Genomic DNA, 17,148 nt, shown 5'->3' with positions numbered 1-17,148 from the left:
AATTTGTTGGCCGCATCATGACAGACCCCCTCTCCACGGAGCCGCCTGTGCGCGCCATTCCTGATACCTCTGTCGCCAGCGCATCTGTACATCCTCTGGCACGTCCCTGGTTGGCGCGCCTGCATCCCGGCTTGTTCAGCATACCTTTAGGATTATTGGCCTTAGCTGGCAGCTGGCAGCGGCTCGCCAGTTTTGGCTGGGCTATCGTGCCAGCGCTGACGCTGAGCTTGTTATGGCTGGGACTAGGATTGTTGGCGCTGTTATTGCTTTTGTCTGCCGCCAAATTAGTCTTGCATCATGGGGTGTTCAGGCAAGAATTTAGGCATCCGGTACAGGGCGCTTTATTGGCTTTGATGCCGGTTACCTGCTTATTGGCGGTGGTGTTATTGCGGCCCACCCATCCTGATTGGCAGGCCGCGGTCAATCTGGTTATTGCCCTGTGCCTGATGTTGCAGGCACTCATCGCCTGGCATATCGTGGCGCAACTGGCGACCGGCCAGATGCCTTCAGAATTACTCAGTCCCGCCTTGTACGTACCCATCGTACCCGGCGGTTTTGTCGGTGCCATGGCCTTGATGGCCATAGGCTTGCCCGGGTTTGCCATGTTGCTCATGGGGATGGGCCTAGGCGGCTGGGCCTTGCTTGAGGTGCGGATCTTGAATCGTTTGTTTGCCGGGCCGCTACCGATCGGCCTGCGACCTACTCTGGGGATAGAAATCGCGCCGGCAGCGGTCGGCACCCTGGCAGTCGCTACGGTGTGGCCAGAACTGTCGGCCGACTTCATTATGATAGGTCTGGGGATCGCCAGCGGACCAGTGTTTGCGGTGCTGACGCGCTGGCGCTGGTGGAGCCAGACCCCGTTTTCCTTCAGTTTCTGGTCGTTTTCTTTTCCGGTGGCAGCGCTTGCCTCTTGCATCGTGGAGGCGGTACGACGCGGCGGCTGGCCACCCGAGGTGGCGCTAGCAGCGGTGTTGCTGGCCAGTGCGCTAGTGCTGTTTTTAGCCATACGCACCTTGATACAGCTGTTACAGGGGCGCTTGCTGTCGCAGCACTAAGCCTGGCTTTTGAGGGCTTAAGACAAAGCCCCGTTCAATCTGCCGTACTCAGCCATTTCGCGTATCAGACGCACTGTGTCGATGTCGGCTTCCTGATAGGCCGAGCGGCGATACTCGTTGTAGACCTCATTGGCTAAATCTTCGGCGGCACTGTGGCCATCATCGTAGGCGAAACGCACGAATAGCGCATCTGGCGTCGGTTCTTCTATGCTCATACGCAAAGATGATTGCGGAATATCTTTTTGCTCAGCGACCGCGTAATGCACATGCTCCAGATGCACCAGGCTGACGGTATCGACGATGATCAGTTCGCCATAGCGCAGACTGCGCGCCATGCTCACTTCGGTGCGCTCAGTCACGTTGGCTTCATCGATATAGGTCACAAACAATTGTGGCGACTCGGCCCGCAGCACCAGACCGCGCCACAGCTGTGCACGCGTAATCACCTCGGTCAGCGGGTTGTGCAGTTCATTGATTTCTACTAAATGTTCGAATTTCATAGCCGGTTTCCTTGTTCAAGCTGGCTAGTTTACTCCGCTTAATCCGCCACGGAAATACAAAATCTACCCAGCATGCCGCCAGCGCGCATATTCCATGCGGCTTTCCAGCCTGCCTGGCCTGCGAGCCGCATGGAATATGCGCGTCCGGCCTGGGAGAGGGGCGGAATATTTTTCCATTTGAGGTAATGTGCCAGTTATTTCGCCTTGCTGGCTTATTTGATGGAAAGCTGCGCAGTATCTGCTGTGGAGACGTAATTTGAAAATGTTGGGGGGGAGTCATCTTCTCACTTCCCAAAAAGCGATTGATGCCATCGTGACTCATATTCTCCACGTGATTGGCAAAATTGGTGATCGTGTGATTGATCGGATTTACCAATAAATACTGGCAATAATCTAAGCGGCCTGGACGTTTCGACAGGTCCAGAACGGCACAGATCCGTTTTCTCTTTTACACCTTGTTACACATCTTTTGTTTTTGCGTGAGTCCTATTTATTGTATATTTGCAAAGCTATATTATTTGGCTACAGATTTTTGATTTGCGAAGAAAAGCAATTTTTTAATATCACTATTGAACGACTGGATAAAAATATGATTCACCATAATAATTTACGAATACCCAATACTCTGCTGTTTTTTATAATTTCTTTGGCAGTGGCTGGGTGTGCAAGTTCAAATAATCAATCTACCAAATCATCTGATATCCCAACTAACTCAACACCGCAGACGCAAGCAGTTCAGGCAACAAAAAATAAAGAAAAAAATCAAGATGTGCCAGGCACACGAAAAGTAATGTCAAAAGATGGGGATTTTGAAGGTGAAATTGTTGGTGTGCCTAAACCTTCCAGCAAATTCTCTAAACTCATTATTGGCATGTCTAAACGACAGGTAGAAGATTTAATTGGTCAGCCAAGCGATTTTAAAGCCTATCAAACAGGAAAGGCTTGGATTCCATTCGGAGGTATCTTTAGTAAAGATACCTATAGAGTTGAAACTTTTTACAAGGGAGAGGGGCAACTTGTTTATGCGAAACAGGGCACAAAATTATTTCGTATCACAGCTGATCCAACTGCAAATGGTTATCAATGATTATTTAAGTTCGAGCGTGCTTTGATTTCCAAGCAAGATCAGTGTAGTCAGACTCGATTGATTATGCGCTTTTTCGATGTCGCCAATATTGCCCGCTCCCTTTTGCTATGAAGGTGTGCGAGCCAAAAGCTAAAAATGTTATAAAAACTTTTTAATCGGACACTCTTGCCTTATGCCCCACAGAAAAGGCGCGGGGCTTTCTGCTGATGATGGACTGAGGGCAAGCGCTGGTATGGGGTAAAGCCTTGGAAGTTGTTGATCGACTTGGCTTGACGCCGCTGATATTTCAGACCTGCACTTAGGTGCATAAGCGGATAAGGTGGACGCACATCGATAGTAGGCTCGAATGATGTTGGAAACGAGGCAAGCCCAGCGCGCATAATCCATGCGGCTTTCCAGCCTGCCTGGCCTGCGAGCCGCATGGAATATGCGCCTGCGGGCAGCTGGCTTTAAACAATCGCAGCCCCCCGTATTCTGGACGGCAGCGAGACTAAGATCGGCGTCATTTCTTTGTGAAAGCCCTTGATTTAATTGATTATTATTGATTTTGACGTCATACTGCACGACCTCCAAATAATTGCTTTGGAACCGAATAAATAATGTATTTTTAACAAAAATAAGGCGTTTTTACATGAGCACAGCGCGGCTGAGTTTCTCTATCGCTAGCCATGCCGCTTGGGCTCCTGGAGTGGAGAGTGCTGCGGCCTGGCAGGCTTGGGCGCAGGCACCGCATCCGTTCGCGGCGCAAGGCGAGCCTAAGCTGGCCGAGATGCCGCCTATGTTGCGCCGGCGTGCCGGTTTTTTAGGCAAGATGGCGCTACAAGTGGCGTATCAATGTAGCGATGGGCGGCGTGATCTGCCTACGGTATTTTGTTCGCGACACGGCGAAGTGGCGCGTGCGGTGGAGTTGATCGATGCTTTAGTGCGCGCTGAGCCGCTCTCGCCGACCGCTTTTGGTTTGGCGGTGCATAACGCTAGTGCCGGGCTATTTTCGATAGCGCGCGCTGATCAGGCCAATACTCTGGCGCTGGCGGCGGGTGCCAGCAGTGTCGAACATGCGGTGCTAGAGGCTTGCAGCCTGTTGGCAGACGGCAATACTGAGGTCTTGCTGGTGGTCTATGATGATTCTTTGCCAGCCATATTCTCGGAATTTCAGGACTGCCAGGAACAGCCGCATGCCTGGGCCTGGTTGATGGTGGCGGCCGCCGAACAGCCTGTGCACCTAGAGTGGAGCGCCTGCAGCAGCGCGCCATTGGCCGTTACACAGGGGCTGCCGGTGAGTTTGGCAATTTTGCAATTTCAGTTATCCGGTGCCGCCAGCTTAGAGCGCCAGCTCGATGGACGATGCTGGCGCTGGAGCCGGGATGCCTGATCGCCTGGAATATTATTGGCGGGTGTTTGCCACAGGGCTCTGTTTTGTTAGCTTTGGAATCGGTGGGCTATTCTTAGGTGTGCTGGTGTTTCCCTTGATTAACATCATGCTCAGGCAGCGGCAGCCGCGCATACGCTGCGCGCGTGCCGTATTACGCGTTACTTTTCGCGCCTTCGTTGGTATGATGCATGCCCTTGGCGTATTGCGCTATGAAATCATCGGTCTAGAAAAGCTGCAGCGGCAAGGCTTGCTGATACTGGCAAATCATCCTACTCTGATAGACACCGTGTTCTTGATGGCGTTGGTGAAGCGTGCCGATTGTATTGTCAAAGCAGGCTTGTGGAACAACCCCTACATGCGCGGTCCGGTGCGGGCGGCAGGCTATATCAATAACGATCAGGGTCAGCAACTGGTAGCAGATTGTATTCGTTCTTTGCAAGACGGAAATAACCTCATCATTTTTCCGGAAGGCACGAGGACGGAAAAAAATGCGGCGATTTGCATGAAACGCGGTGCTGCAAACATTGCAGTACGCGGTGCGCGCAATATCACGCCAGTGTTGATACATTGCGCACCGATGACCTTGGGCAAGGGCGAGAAGTGGTGGCAGATACCGCCGCGTAGAGCGCAGTTTCGGATAGAAGTGTTGGACGATATTCCAATTGCTGGTTTTATCGACGCGGCAGCCAGCGAAGTCATGGCGGCACGTCGTTTAACAGATTATTTACAAAGTTATTTTACTCAGGAATACCAACGTCATGCTTGAACAAGAAGTGAAACAATTGATTATCGATGCGCTGCAATTGGAAGACATGAGCGTCGCCGATATTGACAGCGATGCAGCCTTGTTTGTCGAGGGCCTGGGTTTGGATTCTATCGATGCGCTGGAGCTGGGTGTGGCGCTGCAAAAACGTTATGGCATTTCGCTGTCTGCCGATTCGGAAGATACGCGTCGCCATTTCGCCTCGGTGCGCGCACTGACGGCATTGATAGAAACCAGCAGAAAGAAATAAGAGGACCGTGTCATGGTAGTGGTAAGCGCAATGAGTAAAGAAGAGCTGTATGCTTGGGTGGTGGATTTGCTGGCTGAAATGTTTGAGCTGGATAAGGCGGATATGCGGCCAGAGTCTAACCTATATGCCGATCTCGATATCGACAGCATCGATGCGGTCGATCTGGCGGTGAAATTAAAACAAATGACTGGCAAACGTCTGCAACCGGAAGTGTTCAAGACCATACGCACTATCAGCGATGTGGTCGATGCATTAAGCGCTTTGGCACCGGAGTAAACGCCATCAAACGCAACTTACTGAGCGTGATGATGAGCGTGTTGGCGGTAATCATCACGCTGATCTATCCACTGGCGATCTGGTTTGGACACGGACAGGTACAACCACGTTGGCTGGCACTACTGTTATTGCTGGCAGTGGCAACCCGTTTGCCGACGCTGGCGATCAGTCGGGTAGCACGCTGGTCGGTGTTGGCGGGCATGCTCTTGGTGCTGCTGGCCGTATGGAATAATGCCCTGTTGCCGCTGAAACTATATCCGGTGCTGGTCAATGCCGGCTTGTTGGCTGCATTCGGCTACAGTTTGCTGGCACCGCCGTCTATGGTGGAGCGGCTGGCACGCATGCGTGAGCCCGACTTGCCTGCGGTTGCTGTCGGATATACGCGGCGTGTGACCCAGGTCTGGTGCGGTTTTTTCATACTCAATGGCGCGCTGGCATTCGCTACTGCCTTATGGGCATCTGAAGCGCTCTGGTCTTTGTACACAGGTGTGATTTCCTATCTGTTGATGGGTGCTCTGTTCGGCATAGAATTTTTGCTGCGCCTGCGTTTTAAGCGTCTACATCATGTCTGATAGTCTGCTTAATCTGGTTCAAGTGCTGGCGGCGCGGCCGTCCAGCTCGGTGCTGGGCTGGCGCCATCAGCAAGCAGTAGACGCAGCGGATTTTCTAGCCAGCGTAGCGCGTTGGCGCAATTTGTTAAGCGCACAAGCAGGGCAAAATTTCGCCCTGTATCTGGAAGACAGCCTGGAATTTGCTGCTGCTTTACTGGGCGGCTGGCATGCTGGTAAAACCCTGTGGCTCAGCGCCGATACCCTGACTAGTAGTTGCACAGCTCTGGCCTTACAGGTCGATGGATTTTTAGGTGAATTTCCATCTGAATACGCCCCCGTTCAGCCTACTGTAGAGGTACCATTTCAGGTCACTGCTTATCCGGCTTTGGAGTCTGATTTTCTGGCCTTAGTGGTACATACTTCAGGCAGCACCGGCGTGGCGCAAGCATGCCCCAAACGCATGTCGCAGCTAGCCAGTGAAGTGGCGACACTGGAGGCCCAGTTTGGTGCCGCTTTAGGGCGATGTGCGATCGTCGCTACGGTGTCGCATCAGCACATTTACGGTTTATTGTTTAAGTTGTTGTGGCCGCTCTGCGTTGGCCGTGCGATCCACGCACACAGTCAAAATTTCCCGGAAGCCTTGGCAGTTTTACTGGGGCACGCACCGTGCGCCCTGATCGCTAGTCCTGCACATCTGAAACGTCTGCCTGCGCATTTGGATTGGTCGGCGGCGCGGCAAAACCTGCGGGCGGTATTTTCCTCGGGCGGGCCTTTGTCTTTGGCGGCAGCGCAGCATAGCGCGGCCCTACTCGGCCAGATTCCGCGTGAGGTGTATGGCAGTTCCGAAACCGGAGGTATCGCCTGGCGTCAGCGTGATCTGCAGTCAAATAGTGAGGATGCAGCCTGGCAGGCTTTGCCAGGCGTCAATTGGCGGCTGGAGCCGCAAGAAAATTTGCTGGAAGTGCGTTCTTCCCATCTGCTTGAGGATGGCTGGTTACGCCTGGCCGATCGCGCCCAGGCCTGTGGTGAACAGCATTTTTTGCTGTTGGGACGTAGCGACCGTATCGTCAAGATAGAAGAAAAAAGGGTGTCGCTGGATGCCATTGAAAGTCTGTTGTCGGCCAGTTCGCTGGTGGCTGAGGTGCGCCTGGTGGCACAGCAACTCTATGCCACACAGCGGGAGGGCTTGATCGCCTTTGTGGTCTTGTCGGATGCCGGTAAGAGCTACTTGGCGCAGCATGGTAAATTGGCCGTCAACCGTAGCCTCTTGGCCAGTCTGAGCGGCGCAGTCGAAGCGGTTGCCTTACCGCGCCGCTGGCGTTATCTGGAACAGATGCCACTCAATGCTCAGGGTAAAACCACCCAGGCGCTATTGCTGGAGTCCTTATCTTCTGAAGCCGCAGCGCCTATCAAGGCCGATCCCAGGCCACGCCTGCCGCATAAGCGACTGCTGGAGCGTGATGCCAAGCGGGTCGCATTGGAAGTGATTGCACCGGCTGATTTATTGTATTTTGATGGGCATTTTTCGCAAGTGGCGATTTTGCCCGGGGTGGTGCAATTAGACTGGGCGATCCACTATGGGCGCGAATATTTTGCCTTGCCCTCATGTTTTGAGGCGGTGCATGCTCTGAAGTTTCAACAACTGATACGCGCCGATACGCCGGTCACTTTGGAATTGATTTTTGACGTACAAAAAAACAGTTTAAATTTTCGATATTTTTCTGCGCTGCATGCGCATTCCAGCGGGCGCATTTTGTTTCGCGCTGCAGACGCAATTTAAGTAGGCCTTTTTTTAAGACAGCATGCTAGATAAGAAGTTTTCTCCCGAGGCGCAAAGCGCTTTTGCAGCACGTTATGAGGCACAAAAAATCGCCTACGCTCCGGTGGTGTTTCAGGCCGTGCGTTACGCCTGGAAGCGCGGCATGTTGCAAGCCTTGGCTGACGCCGGTGCGAGTGGTGTAAGCCTGAGCGCCTTGGTGGCTAGTGGACGCTGGAGCGAGTATGCCCTCAAAGTGGCGCTAGAGACTAGTCTGGCCGCTGGCGTGGTGTATCTGCGCGATGGTAGCTATGTGCTGGATAAAACCGGTTACTGCATACTGACCGACAAAATGACGCAGATAAATTTTGATTTCAATCACGATGTTTGTTATCAGGGTCTGTTTAAACTGGATGCGTCGCTGGATCAGCAGCAGCCCCTAGGTTTGCCTAGTTTGGGTGACTGGGATACCTTGTATCAGGGTTTATCAGAGTTGCCTGAGCCTGCCAAGAGCAGTTGGTTTGCCTTTGATCATTTCTATTCCGATAGCTCCTTCCCGGAAATATTACCGGATGTGTTTGCCACGGCACCGCGCAAAGTAATGGATATCGGTGCCAATACCGGCAAGTTTAGTTGCGCGGCGTTGGCGTATAAGCCGACGGTAGAGTTACATTTGGTGGATTTGCCACAGCAACTGGCGGTAGCCGCAGTCACTTTACAAAACGCTGGAGTGCAGCAGCGTGCGCATTTGCATGCGCGTGATTTGTTAGACCCCGCTGCGACGCTGCCTGCTGGTATGGATGTGATCTGGATGAGTCAATTTCTAAGCTGCTTTAGTGAAGCCGCAATTGCCAGTATTTTGCAACGCGCTGCGGCAGCGCTGGCACCGCGCGGACAATTATTGATCATGGATACCTTCTGGGACAGACAACAGTATGATATCGCTGCGTATTGTCTGATCAATACTTCGCCTTACTTTACTGCGATGGCGAGTGGAAATAGCAAGATTTATGAGAGTAGCGATTACATACGCCTGGCTGGCCTGGCCGGCTTGCAATTGGTGACGGTACGCGACGAGATTGCTTACTGCCATAGCCTGTTGCGATTTGCCGCGATCGACGGGGGTGATGATGTTTAAAGCTTGTGTAGTCATCCCTGTGTACAACCATGAGCAAGCGATTGCTGTGGTGGTGGCTCAGGTATTGGCACATGATCTTCTGTGTATTTTGGTGGACGATGGCAGTAACGCAGCGTGCGCAGCTGTGCTCGATGCCTTGGCCGCCAGTGCCCCGCAGCGCTTGATTTTACTGCGCCATGCCAGTAATTGCGGCAAGGGTGCTGCGGTGCTGACTGGCATGCGGTATGCCTACGCTAGCGGCTATAGTCATGCACTGCAGGTAGACGCTGATGGACAGCACAACGTCAGTGATTTTCCGGCGTTTCTGGCATTGGCTGCCAGATATCCGGCAGCAGTGATTGCCGGTTGCCCGATTTATGATGAAACTGTGCCAGCGCTGCGTTTGTATGCACGCTACCTGACGCATGTCTGGGTCTGGATTAATACGCTGTCGTTCCAGATCAAAGATTCCATGTGCGGTTTTCGGGTGTATCCGCTGGCTTGCGTCACAGCGCTGGCTGCACATCAAAAGCTAGGTTCGCGTATGAATTTTGATACCGAGGTTTTGGTGCGTTTGCATTGGGACGCTGTGCAAATCATTAATTTGCCTACCCGCGTCAGTTACCCTTTAGATGGGGTTTCGCATTTCCGTGTGTGGCTAGATAATGTGCTGATTACGCGTATGCATACCAGTCTATTTTTCGGTATGTTATGGCGATCGCCGCGCTTGCTCTGGCGCAAATGGCGGACGCGATGAGTGAGATGATGAAAGAAAAAAATCAGCATTGGGCATCGCTGAATGAACTCAGTTTCATCACTGGCATGCGTGTGCTGTTCTGGATATTCCGGTTGTTCGGACGCTGGCCATTTCGAGTCGTGCTTTACCCGGTGCTGCTTTGGTATGTGATGACTAAGCCGCGACCTCGGGCAGCTTCCAAAGATTATTTGCGACGTATCAGCGGCTACGTTGCGGTGCCTACTGGTATCCCTGGTGTGATCCTACACTTTGCCGCTTTTGCCGAAAACATTTTGGATAAAATGTTGTTATGGGGAGGGCTGTATAAGACCGAGGATGTGCAGTTTCATGGTGTGGCAAAGATGGAGCAATTAATCCGCGAGCGACGTGGTGCTGTGCTGGTGTGTTCCCATCTCGGTAACCTGGAGCTGTGCCGGGTCTTGTCTTTAAAGCGGCCGGGTTTGCGCCTGACTATCCTGGTGCATACCAAGCATGCAAAGGCCTTTAATCAATTACTGGCGGCGCTCAATCCCGCCAGCCAGCTCAATTTGATGCAAGTGAGCGAGATCACCCCGGCTACCGCGATGATACTGGCCGAAAAAGTCGAGCAAGGCGAATTTATAGTGATCGCCGGCGATAGAGTGCCGTTAGCGCAGTCACCGCGCGTTGCGCTGGTTAATTTTTTTGGCGCACAGGCGGCGTTCCCGGTCGGACCTTATGTCCTGGCGAGTATTTTGCATTGCCCGATTTATATGTTGTTCTCGCATCAAGCTGGTAAGCATGCAGAGATACATTTCGAGCTCTTGCATGCGGCACCTCGTTTGCCGCGCGAAGGACGCGAACAGGTCTTGGCAGATTTAGCCGGCTCGTATGCCAACCGCCTGGAATATCATTGCCAGCGCGTTCCACTGCAATGGTTTAATTTTTACGATTTTTGGCATTTACCCGAATTGGATACTACTGATGCAGTCCGCTGAACATAAGCCGCCACTGCGTGCGGTGCGCTTTGACCAAAGCCGCCTTTGTATAGAAGATATTGTGGAGATCGCCAAGGCTAGCGCACGCGCCAACCTTTCGGCGGCACCGGAGTTCCGTGCCGCGATCACTCGTGGTGCGGATTTTTTGGACCGCTTATTGCGCGAAGATGGCACTATCTACGGCGTTACCACAGGTTATGGCGATTCCTGTACGGTGACAGTGCCAGCGGAATTGATCGCCGAATTGCCGCATCATTTATACACTTACCACGGTTGCGGTCTGGGCGAGTATTTCACGCCTGCGCAAACGCGTGCCGTGATGGCGGTCAGGCTTGCCTCGCTGAGCAAGGGTTTTTCGGGTGTCTCGGTGGCCTTGCTGGAGCAGATCGTAGCCCTGCTGGATGCGGATTTACTGCCCTTAATTCCTTCAGAAGGATCGGTAGGCGCGAGTGGCGATTTAACCCCACTGTCGTATTTGGCGGCCGCCTTGTGTGGCGAGCGCGAAGTCTTGCGCGCGGGCCAGCAAGTGCCAGCAGCACAGGCGCTACGCGAAGCGGGCATTACGCCCTTGCGCTTACGACCAAAAGAAGGTCTGGCCATCATGAATGGTACGGCCGTGATGACGGCACTGGCTTGCCTGGCGTATGACAGAGCCGCCTATCTGACGCAATTGACGACCCGCATTACCGCGATGGCATCGTTTGCTTTGGATGGCAATGCCCATCATTTCGATGAGACTCTATTTTCGGTTAAACCGCATCCCGGTATGCAGACAGTGGCAAGTTGGTTGCGCCAGGATCTGCCGTGCGAACAGCTAGAGCGTAACGGCAAACGCCTGCAAGACCGCTATTCAATCCGCTGCGCGCCGCATGTGATCGGTGTGTTGGCCGATGCCCTGCCGTTTTTCCGCCAGTCTATCGAGAATGAACTCAATAGCGCGAACGATAATCCCATCATTGACGCCGAGGGCGAGCGGGTGCTGCATGGCGGCCATTTTTATGGTGGTCATATTGCCTTCGCGATGGATGGCATGAAAAACGCGGTGGCCAATCTGGCCGATTTGCTGGACCGGCAAATGGCCTTGCTGGTCGATAGTCGTTATAACCACGGCTTGCCAGCCAATTTGTCGGGCGCCGAAGGTCCGCGCGCCGCGATTAATCATGGCCTCAAGGCGCTGCAAATCAGCGCCTCGGCATGGACTGCAGAAGCACTCAAACTCACCATGCCGGCCTCGGTTTTTTCGCGTTCTACGGAGTGCCATAATCAAGACAAAGTCAGTATGGGCACCATCGCGGCACGCGATTGTTTGCGGGTGTTGGAGCTCACCGAACAAGTGGTGGCAGCCTTATTGATCACGGTGCGTCAAGGCGTCTGGTTGCGTTGCCGCCTCAATCCATCAATTGCGCCGGAAGCGCCTTTGCAGCAAATGATGCAGGCCTTGAGCGAGGATATTGCGGCCGTCGAGGAAGACCGCAGACTGGAACCGGATTTGCGTTTGCTATTAGAGCGGATACGTCAGCAAGCCTGGAGCCTGTATGCGTAAGCCGGCAACCTCTAGTCGCTGGTGGGCAGAAATCGAGATGCAGGTGCAGTTCTTTGATCTCGACCCTATGGAGATAGTTTGGCACGGCAATTACGTTAAGTATTTGGAAGTAGTGCGTTGTGCTTTGCTGGATAAGATCGCTTACAACTATCTGGAAATGAAAAATTCTGGATACGCCTGGCCAGTGATAGACCTGCAGTTGCGCTATGTAGGACCGGCCAAATTTGGTCAGATTTTGACTCTGCGAGCCGACCTGGTCGAATGGGAAAACCGCTTGAAGATAGACTATCTGATCAGCGATAAGGCGAGCGGCAAGCGACTGACACGCGCCAGCACTACTCAGGTTGCGGTAGCGATCGATAGTGGCGAAATGTGCTTTGTTTCGCCGCCGGTCTTGTTTGAAAAATTAGGAGTTAAGTTGCAATGACACTCAAACAGCTGTTTATTAGTATGGCCGTGATGAGCGCCGCACTGCCTACGTTTGCTGCGGCACCAGTGGCCAAGATACAGTCTATGTTGGCGAAGCCGGCGATTTTATGCGGAAGATTTGATCAGAGCAAACAACTCACCGGTATTAAAAAACCGCTGGCATCGAATGGGCGTTTTTGTGTGGTGGCAGGTAAGGGCGTCTTGTGGCGCACGCTGCAACCGTTCCCGAATACTCTGCGTCTGACGCGGGAAGAGATCGTGCATTTTCAGGGTGACCGAGTCGCCATGCGTCTGGATGCCAAACAAGAACCAACCGTGCGTATGATCAATAGCGTGCTGTTCTCGCTGTTGTCGGGTGATCTGGCGCAACTGGAGAATTTGTTTGAAGTAGAAGGCAGTGCCGATCAACATAGTTGGAAGGTTGCGCTCAAGGCACGCGAGCCTGCCCTGGCTAAGGCGATTGGTGCCATCAGCCTGGATGGTGCTGCTTACGTTAAAAATATCTCTATCAATGAGGCTAGCGGCGACCGTAGTCACATCGTGTTTTCTGCGATACAAACTGGCGAGACTGCCATGTTGGCAGAAGAAGCGGCGCTATTTTGACGAAGCCGCGCGCTCTTGCCGTAATTTGGGCCTTGGTGGTGGCGCTGTTATTGGCACATAACGCCTCTCTGTGGCTGGGCCAGCGCATTGCTCCGGACACCGATATTCTGGCCTTGTTACCGGTGCAGGAACGCGATCCTATCTTGCAAAAATCATTTACCCAGATGGTCGATGCGGCGCAGCAGCGTGTCGTGGTACTGGTAGGAGCAAAGGATTGGGCCGATGCCAAACGTGCTGCTGATGCCTATGCAGCGGTGCTGCGTACTCGTCCTGATTTAATCGCGACCATGCAACTCAACGAGCAAAATCAGGCCGACTGGTTGAGTAAATTCCAGCAGCACAGCCTGATATTGATGAGTTCCGAACAAGAGGCGCAATTGCATAGTAAGCCAGCGCAGTTTTGGTTGGATGCCGCTCTGAGTAAGCTTTACAGTCCTTTCGCCGGACCAAAATTAGGTGCCTGGCGCGACGATCCCTTCGGCCTATTTGCCGGCTGGATGCAAGAGCGGGCGCAAGAGACCCCAGTACGTCCACGTGACGGACATCTGTTTGTAGCCAATGCCGAAAAACAGTATGTCTTACTGCCCTTAACTTTGCAGGTGCCGGCATTTTCGATTAGCGCACAACAGGCCTTGTTACCGCTGCTGGCGCAAGCCAAAGCGAGCGCCTTACTTACTGTGCCCGCCACCGAGGTGATTAGTGCTGGCGTGATTTTGCATGCGGCGGCGGCGGGTGAACAGGCCAGCGGCGAGGTTTCAACTATCGGTCTGGGCTCGCTGTTAGGCATCATCGTTCTGATGTGGTTCAGCTTTCGCTCGTTTAAGCCTATCGTCTTGGTGATGCTCTCTATCGCCATCGGTTGTCTCGGTTCTATCTCCTTGTGTTGGCTATTTTTTGAACGCATCCATTTGCTGACCCTGGTTTTTGGTGCCAGTCTGATCGGGGTGGCGCAAGACTATGGTCTGTATTTTTTGTGTAACCGCCTCACCGCCGATCCTAAGTTAGATTCCTCGCAACTACTAAAAAGTTTAATGCCGGGCTTATTGCTAACCCTGCTCACGACGGTGATCGGTTATCTGGGATTGGCGCTGACACCATTTCCCGGCCTGCGTCAGATGGCACTGTTCTCGGGACTAGGTCTGGTGTTTGCCTGGCTGACCGTGGTCTGCTGGTTCCCGGTATTGATCAATGCCGCTGCACTTAAGAGCGGCGCTCTGCTGCGTAGCAATGCGGCGCTCTTGCGTCATTGGCCCTTGCTGCGTTGGAATCGGGCTAGCGGCTTAGGTTTTGCGCTGTTTGCGCTGGTAGTGGCATACGGTTGCGCCCGTCTCGGTGCCAACGATGATATTCGGCTACTGCAAAATTCACCGGCGCATTTGATCAGTGACCAACTTAAACTAAGTAAGTTACTCGATGCGCCGACCCCGGTGCAATTCTTTCTGGTGCGCGCCGACACTGCTGAAGGCGTATTACAGCGTGAAGAAAGCTTGCGTCGCAAGCTAGATCCTTTGATTGCACAGCACACGATCAGCGGCTATCAGGCCATCTCGAATTGGGTGCCGTCGGCACAGACGCAGGCCACACGCCGCAGTTTACTGGAACAAAAACTGCTGGGTGAAGGCATGGTGTTGAGTCAATTGGCGACACAAATCGGTGAAGACGCTAGTTGGGTCAGCGCTACCCGCAGCCACTTGTTAGGCGCAAGTCAGTTACTCACGCCTGAGGCCTTTCTGCAAACGCCTGCCAGCGAGCCATGGCGGCATTTGTGGCTGGGGCAAAACCAGGGCAAGGGTGAATATGCCAGCATCGTTGCCTTACGTGGTTTGTCGTATGCTGATCTGCCTGTGCTGGCGCGGGCAGGCAGCGGGCTAGATGGCGTGCAGTGGGTCGATAAGGTTGCCGAAATTTCTTCGGTGCTGGGACGTTATCGCGCGTATATGGGCTGGGTGGTGTTGGCCTCGTATCTACTGGTGTATGGCTTGATGTATCCGCGCTACCGGCGCAATACCTGGCGCGTGCTTTTGCCCACCGCTTTGGCGAGTTTAGCCACGTTGGCAATCTTTGGCTATGCGGGGCAAAATCTGCAGTTATTTCATGTGCTCGCCTTGATGCTATTACTCGGGGTCGGGGTGGACTATGGCATCTTTATGCAAGAGCAGCCCGATCGACGCGATGCGACTTCCTGGACGACGGTCGGCTTGTCGGCAGCCAGCACCATACTCTCTTTCGGTTTATTGGGTCTGAGTAAAACCCCCGCATTGCAGGCCTTCGGCCTGACCATGCTAATAGGAACTGCCATGGTATGGCTGATCGTACCGATTTTTGGAAAAGAAAAGACAGATGCAAAAAATTGAAACTACTGATGTCTTAATCATAGGCGCAGGTCCCTCCGGTGCCGTAGCGGCAGCATTATTGCGTCAGCAAGGGCGCGCAGTGCTGGTGTTAGAACGGGAAGAATTTCCACGTTTCTCTATAGGCGAAAGCCTACTGCCCCAGAGCATGGAATATCTGGAACAGGCCGGCATGTTGCGTGCGGTAGTCGAGGCCGGTTTCCAGTTCAAGAACGGCGCTGCTTTTGTGCATAATGGGCGCTACACCGATTTCGATTTTCGCGATAAACATAGTGCGGGCTGGGGCACCACTTACCAGGTGCAACGCGGCCAGTTTGACCATATTCTCGCAAAAGAAGCTGAACGTTTCGGTGCCGAGATCCGCTATCGGCATGAAGTAAAGACGGTGGATTTAAATGATAAACCGCTGGTGACAGTGCAAGACCCTGATGGAAAAATTTATCAGGTAAAGGCCGAATTTATTCTCGATGCAAGCGGTTTCGGCCGCGTACTTCCGCGCCTGCTGAAGCTGGAAACACCGTCCAATTTCCCAGTACGTGGCGCTATTTTTACGCACATAGAAGATGGCATCACAGCGGGTTTTGACCGGAATAAAATCCGGGTCACGGTACATCCTCAGCATTGCAATGTCTGGTTCTGGACGATTCCCTTTGCAGGTGGTCGTTGTTCTCTCGGTGTCGTGGCTGAGACTAGTTTTCTGGAGCGCTATCAAGGTAGTGATACCGAAAGACTGCAAGCCATCGTGGCCGAAGAACCATCCTTGCGAGAACTTTTGGCCAATGCCAAATGGGATACGCCGGCACGCCAAATCGTGGGCTATTCTGCCAATGTCGCCTCGCTCTGGGGTAAGGGTTATGCGCTGCTAGGCAATGCCGGTGAATTTCTTGATCCGGTGTTTTCTTCGGGCGTGACCATCGCGGTCAAATCGGCCGCTCTGGCGGCGGCAGTATTGCAGCGCCAGTTCGCCGGTGAGCAGGTCGATTGGCAAAACGAGTACGGCATTCCGCTACGAAAAGGCGTCGATACTTTCCGTGCCTTCGTAGAATCCTGGTATGCAGGCGGCTTTCAAAATATCATTTTTCATGAAGCGCAACAGCCAGAAATTCGTCGCATGATTTCCTCTATTCTGGCCGGCTACGCTTGGGATCAGAGTAACCCCTTTGTCAAAGAAACAGTGCGCCGTCTGGCCGCGTTGGAAGTCCTATGTACGCCAGTATAAGACGCTGGCTGCGGCTGCTTGCGCTGCCAGCCTTGCTGGCATTGAGTGCTTGCACTAGCCTGACTAGCCAGCCAAATGCCAGACTGGGCTTACAATTGAGTCCGGCGCTGCTGGGGCAAGCTATCTCTTTGCAGCAGCACCTGAAGGTGGAGCGCAATGGCCGTATCGATGAACTCGATGCGGCGCTGGAAGTAGATGCTGAGCATCTGGAGCTGGTCGGTCTGGCCTTCGGTCAACGCGTGCTGAGCCTGCATTATGATGGCAATAATTTGAGCTCATGGCGACACGTGATGCTACCGGCGCAAGTGCGTGCTGAAGACGTCTTGGAAGACTTGCAACTCTGTCTGTGGCCTGCGGATGCCATCAGCGCTGCCTTACCGGCTGGTTGGCGGGTGCAGGACCAGGGTTTGCGACGTAGCCTGTATTTTTCCGATACCATCGTCGCGACCATAGACTACAGCGGTATGCCACGCTGGAGCGGTAGTATTATTTTGAATAATTTGCGTTACCAATACAGGCTCAGCATACAGTCTGTAGCCAGCGAACCTTAAGCCAGAAACACA

At 53.2% G+C, this 17,148-nt stretch carries 18 protein-coding genes and 1 pseudogene; 17 read left to right on the top strand and 2 right to left on the bottom strand.

Features of this window, described 5'->3' with window-relative positions:
- Positions 1-17 precede the first annotated feature (17 nt).
- The gene (locus tag EJN92_RS08790; protein ID WP_126127466.1) at positions 18-1,055 is read left to right on the top strand and encodes an SLAC1 family transporter; all 1,038 of its coding nucleotides are present in this window, start codon (positions 18-20) and stop codon (positions 1,053-1,055) included.
- A gap of 17 nt (positions 1,056-1,072) precedes the next feature.
- On the opposite strand, the gene EJN92_RS08785 is transcribed toward EJN92_RS08790, so the two are convergent.
- Both EJN92_RS08785 and EJN92_RS22150 read right to left on the bottom strand, forming a co-directional pair.
- Positions 1,073-1,555, bottom strand: coding sequence for an SRPBCC family protein (locus EJN92_RS08785; protein WP_126127465.1), 483 nt, complete (start codon positions 1,553-1,555; stop codon positions 1,073-1,075).
- 271 nt (positions 1,556-1,826) lie between these two features.
- Positions 1,827-1,973 (bottom strand): annotated as a pseudogene (locus EJN92_RS22150) (IS701 family transposase); the annotation flags it as partial.
- A gap of 57 nt (positions 1,974-2,030) precedes the next feature.
- On the opposite strand from EJN92_RS22150, the gene EJN92_RS08775 reads away from it, so the two are divergent.
- The 16 genes from EJN92_RS08775 (at position 2,031) to EJN92_RS08700 (ending at position 17,136) form a co-directional block, all read left to right on the top strand.
- Positions 2,031-2,642, top strand: coding sequence for a hypothetical protein (locus EJN92_RS08775; protein ID WP_227869774.1), 612 nt, complete (start codon positions 2,031-2,033; stop codon positions 2,640-2,642).
- Positions 2,643-3,273: 631 nt separating this feature from the next.
- Complete coding sequence (locus tag EJN92_RS08770) at positions 3,274-4,014, top strand: beta-ketoacyl synthase chain length factor (protein WP_126127463.1); 741 nt, start codon at positions 3,274-3,276, stop codon at positions 4,012-4,014.
- Complete coding sequence (locus EJN92_RS08765; protein WP_126127462.1) at positions 4,007-4,780, top strand: lysophospholipid acyltransferase family protein; 774 nt, start codon at positions 4,007-4,009, stop codon at positions 4,778-4,780. Before EJN92_RS08770 ends, EJN92_RS08765 begins: the two co-directional genes overlap by 8 nt.
- Complete coding sequence (locus tag EJN92_RS08760) at positions 4,773-5,027, top strand: phosphopantetheine-binding protein (protein WP_126127461.1); 255 nt, start codon at positions 4,773-4,775, stop codon at positions 5,025-5,027. Before EJN92_RS08765 ends, EJN92_RS08760 begins: the two co-directional genes overlap by 8 nt.
- Before the next feature lie 12 nt (positions 5,028-5,039).
- A complete protein-coding gene (locus EJN92_RS08755) occupies positions 5,040-5,303 on the top strand; it encodes an acyl carrier protein (RefSeq protein WP_227869773.1) in 264 nt (87 codons plus the stop codon).
- A gap of 32 nt (positions 5,304-5,335) precedes the next feature.
- Positions 5,336-5,875 (top strand): COG4648 family protein, encoded by a 540-nt coding sequence (locus tag EJN92_RS08750; RefSeq protein WP_227869772.1) that lies wholly within the window; start codon positions 5,336-5,338, stop codon positions 5,873-5,875.
- Positions 5,868-7,634: an AMP-binding protein gene (locus EJN92_RS08745; protein ID WP_126127459.1), complete on the top strand. Its 1,767-nt coding sequence runs from the start codon at positions 5,868-5,870 to the stop codon at positions 7,632-7,634. The genes EJN92_RS08750 and EJN92_RS08745 overlap by 8 nt, the downstream gene beginning before the upstream one ends.
- 22 nt (positions 7,635-7,656) lie before the next feature.
- Entirely contained in the window at positions 7,657-8,748 is a 1,092-nt protein-coding gene (locus EJN92_RS08740) for a class I SAM-dependent methyltransferase (protein ID WP_126127458.1), read from the top strand.
- Complete coding sequence (locus EJN92_RS08735) at positions 8,741-9,484, top strand: glycosyltransferase family 2 protein (protein WP_227869771.1); 744 nt, start codon at positions 8,741-8,743, stop codon at positions 9,482-9,484. The genes EJN92_RS08740 and EJN92_RS08735 overlap by 8 nt, the downstream gene beginning before the upstream one ends.
- Complete coding sequence (locus EJN92_RS08730; protein ID WP_126127456.1) at positions 9,439-10,440, top strand: LpxL/LpxP family acyltransferase; 1,002 nt, start codon at positions 9,439-9,441, stop codon at positions 10,438-10,440. The genes EJN92_RS08735 and EJN92_RS08730 overlap by 46 nt, the downstream gene beginning before the upstream one ends.
- Complete coding sequence (locus EJN92_RS08725) at positions 10,427-11,983, top strand: HAL/PAL/TAL family ammonia-lyase (RefSeq protein ID WP_126127455.1); 1,557 nt, start codon at positions 10,427-10,429, stop codon at positions 11,981-11,983. The genes EJN92_RS08730 and EJN92_RS08725 overlap by 14 nt, the downstream gene beginning before the upstream one ends.
- Positions 11,976-12,410: an acyl-CoA thioesterase gene (locus tag EJN92_RS08720; protein WP_126127454.1), complete on the top strand. Its 435-nt coding sequence runs from the start codon at positions 11,976-11,978 to the stop codon at positions 12,408-12,410. The genes EJN92_RS08725 and EJN92_RS08720 overlap by 8 nt, the downstream gene beginning before the upstream one ends.
- A complete protein-coding gene (locus EJN92_RS08715) occupies positions 12,407-13,015 on the top strand; it encodes an outer membrane lipoprotein carrier protein LolA (protein ID WP_126127453.1) in 609 nt (202 codons plus the stop codon). Before EJN92_RS08720 ends, EJN92_RS08715 begins: the two co-directional genes overlap by 4 nt.
- Positions 13,012-15,369 (top strand): MMPL family transporter, encoded by a 2,358-nt coding sequence (locus EJN92_RS08710; protein ID WP_126127452.1) that lies wholly within the window; start codon positions 13,012-13,014, stop codon positions 15,367-15,369. The genes EJN92_RS08715 and EJN92_RS08710 overlap by 4 nt, the downstream gene beginning before the upstream one ends.
- Positions 15,356-16,585: an NAD(P)/FAD-dependent oxidoreductase gene (locus EJN92_RS08705; protein ID WP_126127451.1), complete on the top strand. Its 1,230-nt coding sequence runs from the start codon at positions 15,356-15,358 to the stop codon at positions 16,583-16,585. Before EJN92_RS08710 ends, EJN92_RS08705 begins: the two co-directional genes overlap by 14 nt.
- Positions 16,570-17,136, top strand: a complete 567-nt coding sequence (locus EJN92_RS08700) for a DUF3261 domain-containing protein (RefSeq protein WP_126127450.1) — start codon at positions 16,570-16,572, stop codon at positions 17,134-17,136. Before EJN92_RS08705 ends, EJN92_RS08700 begins: the two co-directional genes overlap by 16 nt.
- Positions 17,137-17,148: the final 12 nt, after the last annotated feature.

The sequence above is a fragment of the Undibacterium parvum genome (assembly GCF_003955735.1).
GTDB classification, from domain to species: Bacteria; Pseudomonadota; Gammaproteobacteria; order Burkholderiales; family Burkholderiaceae_D; genus Undibacterium; species Undibacterium parvum.
This window is presented reverse-complemented; position numbering and strand designations above follow the sequence as displayed.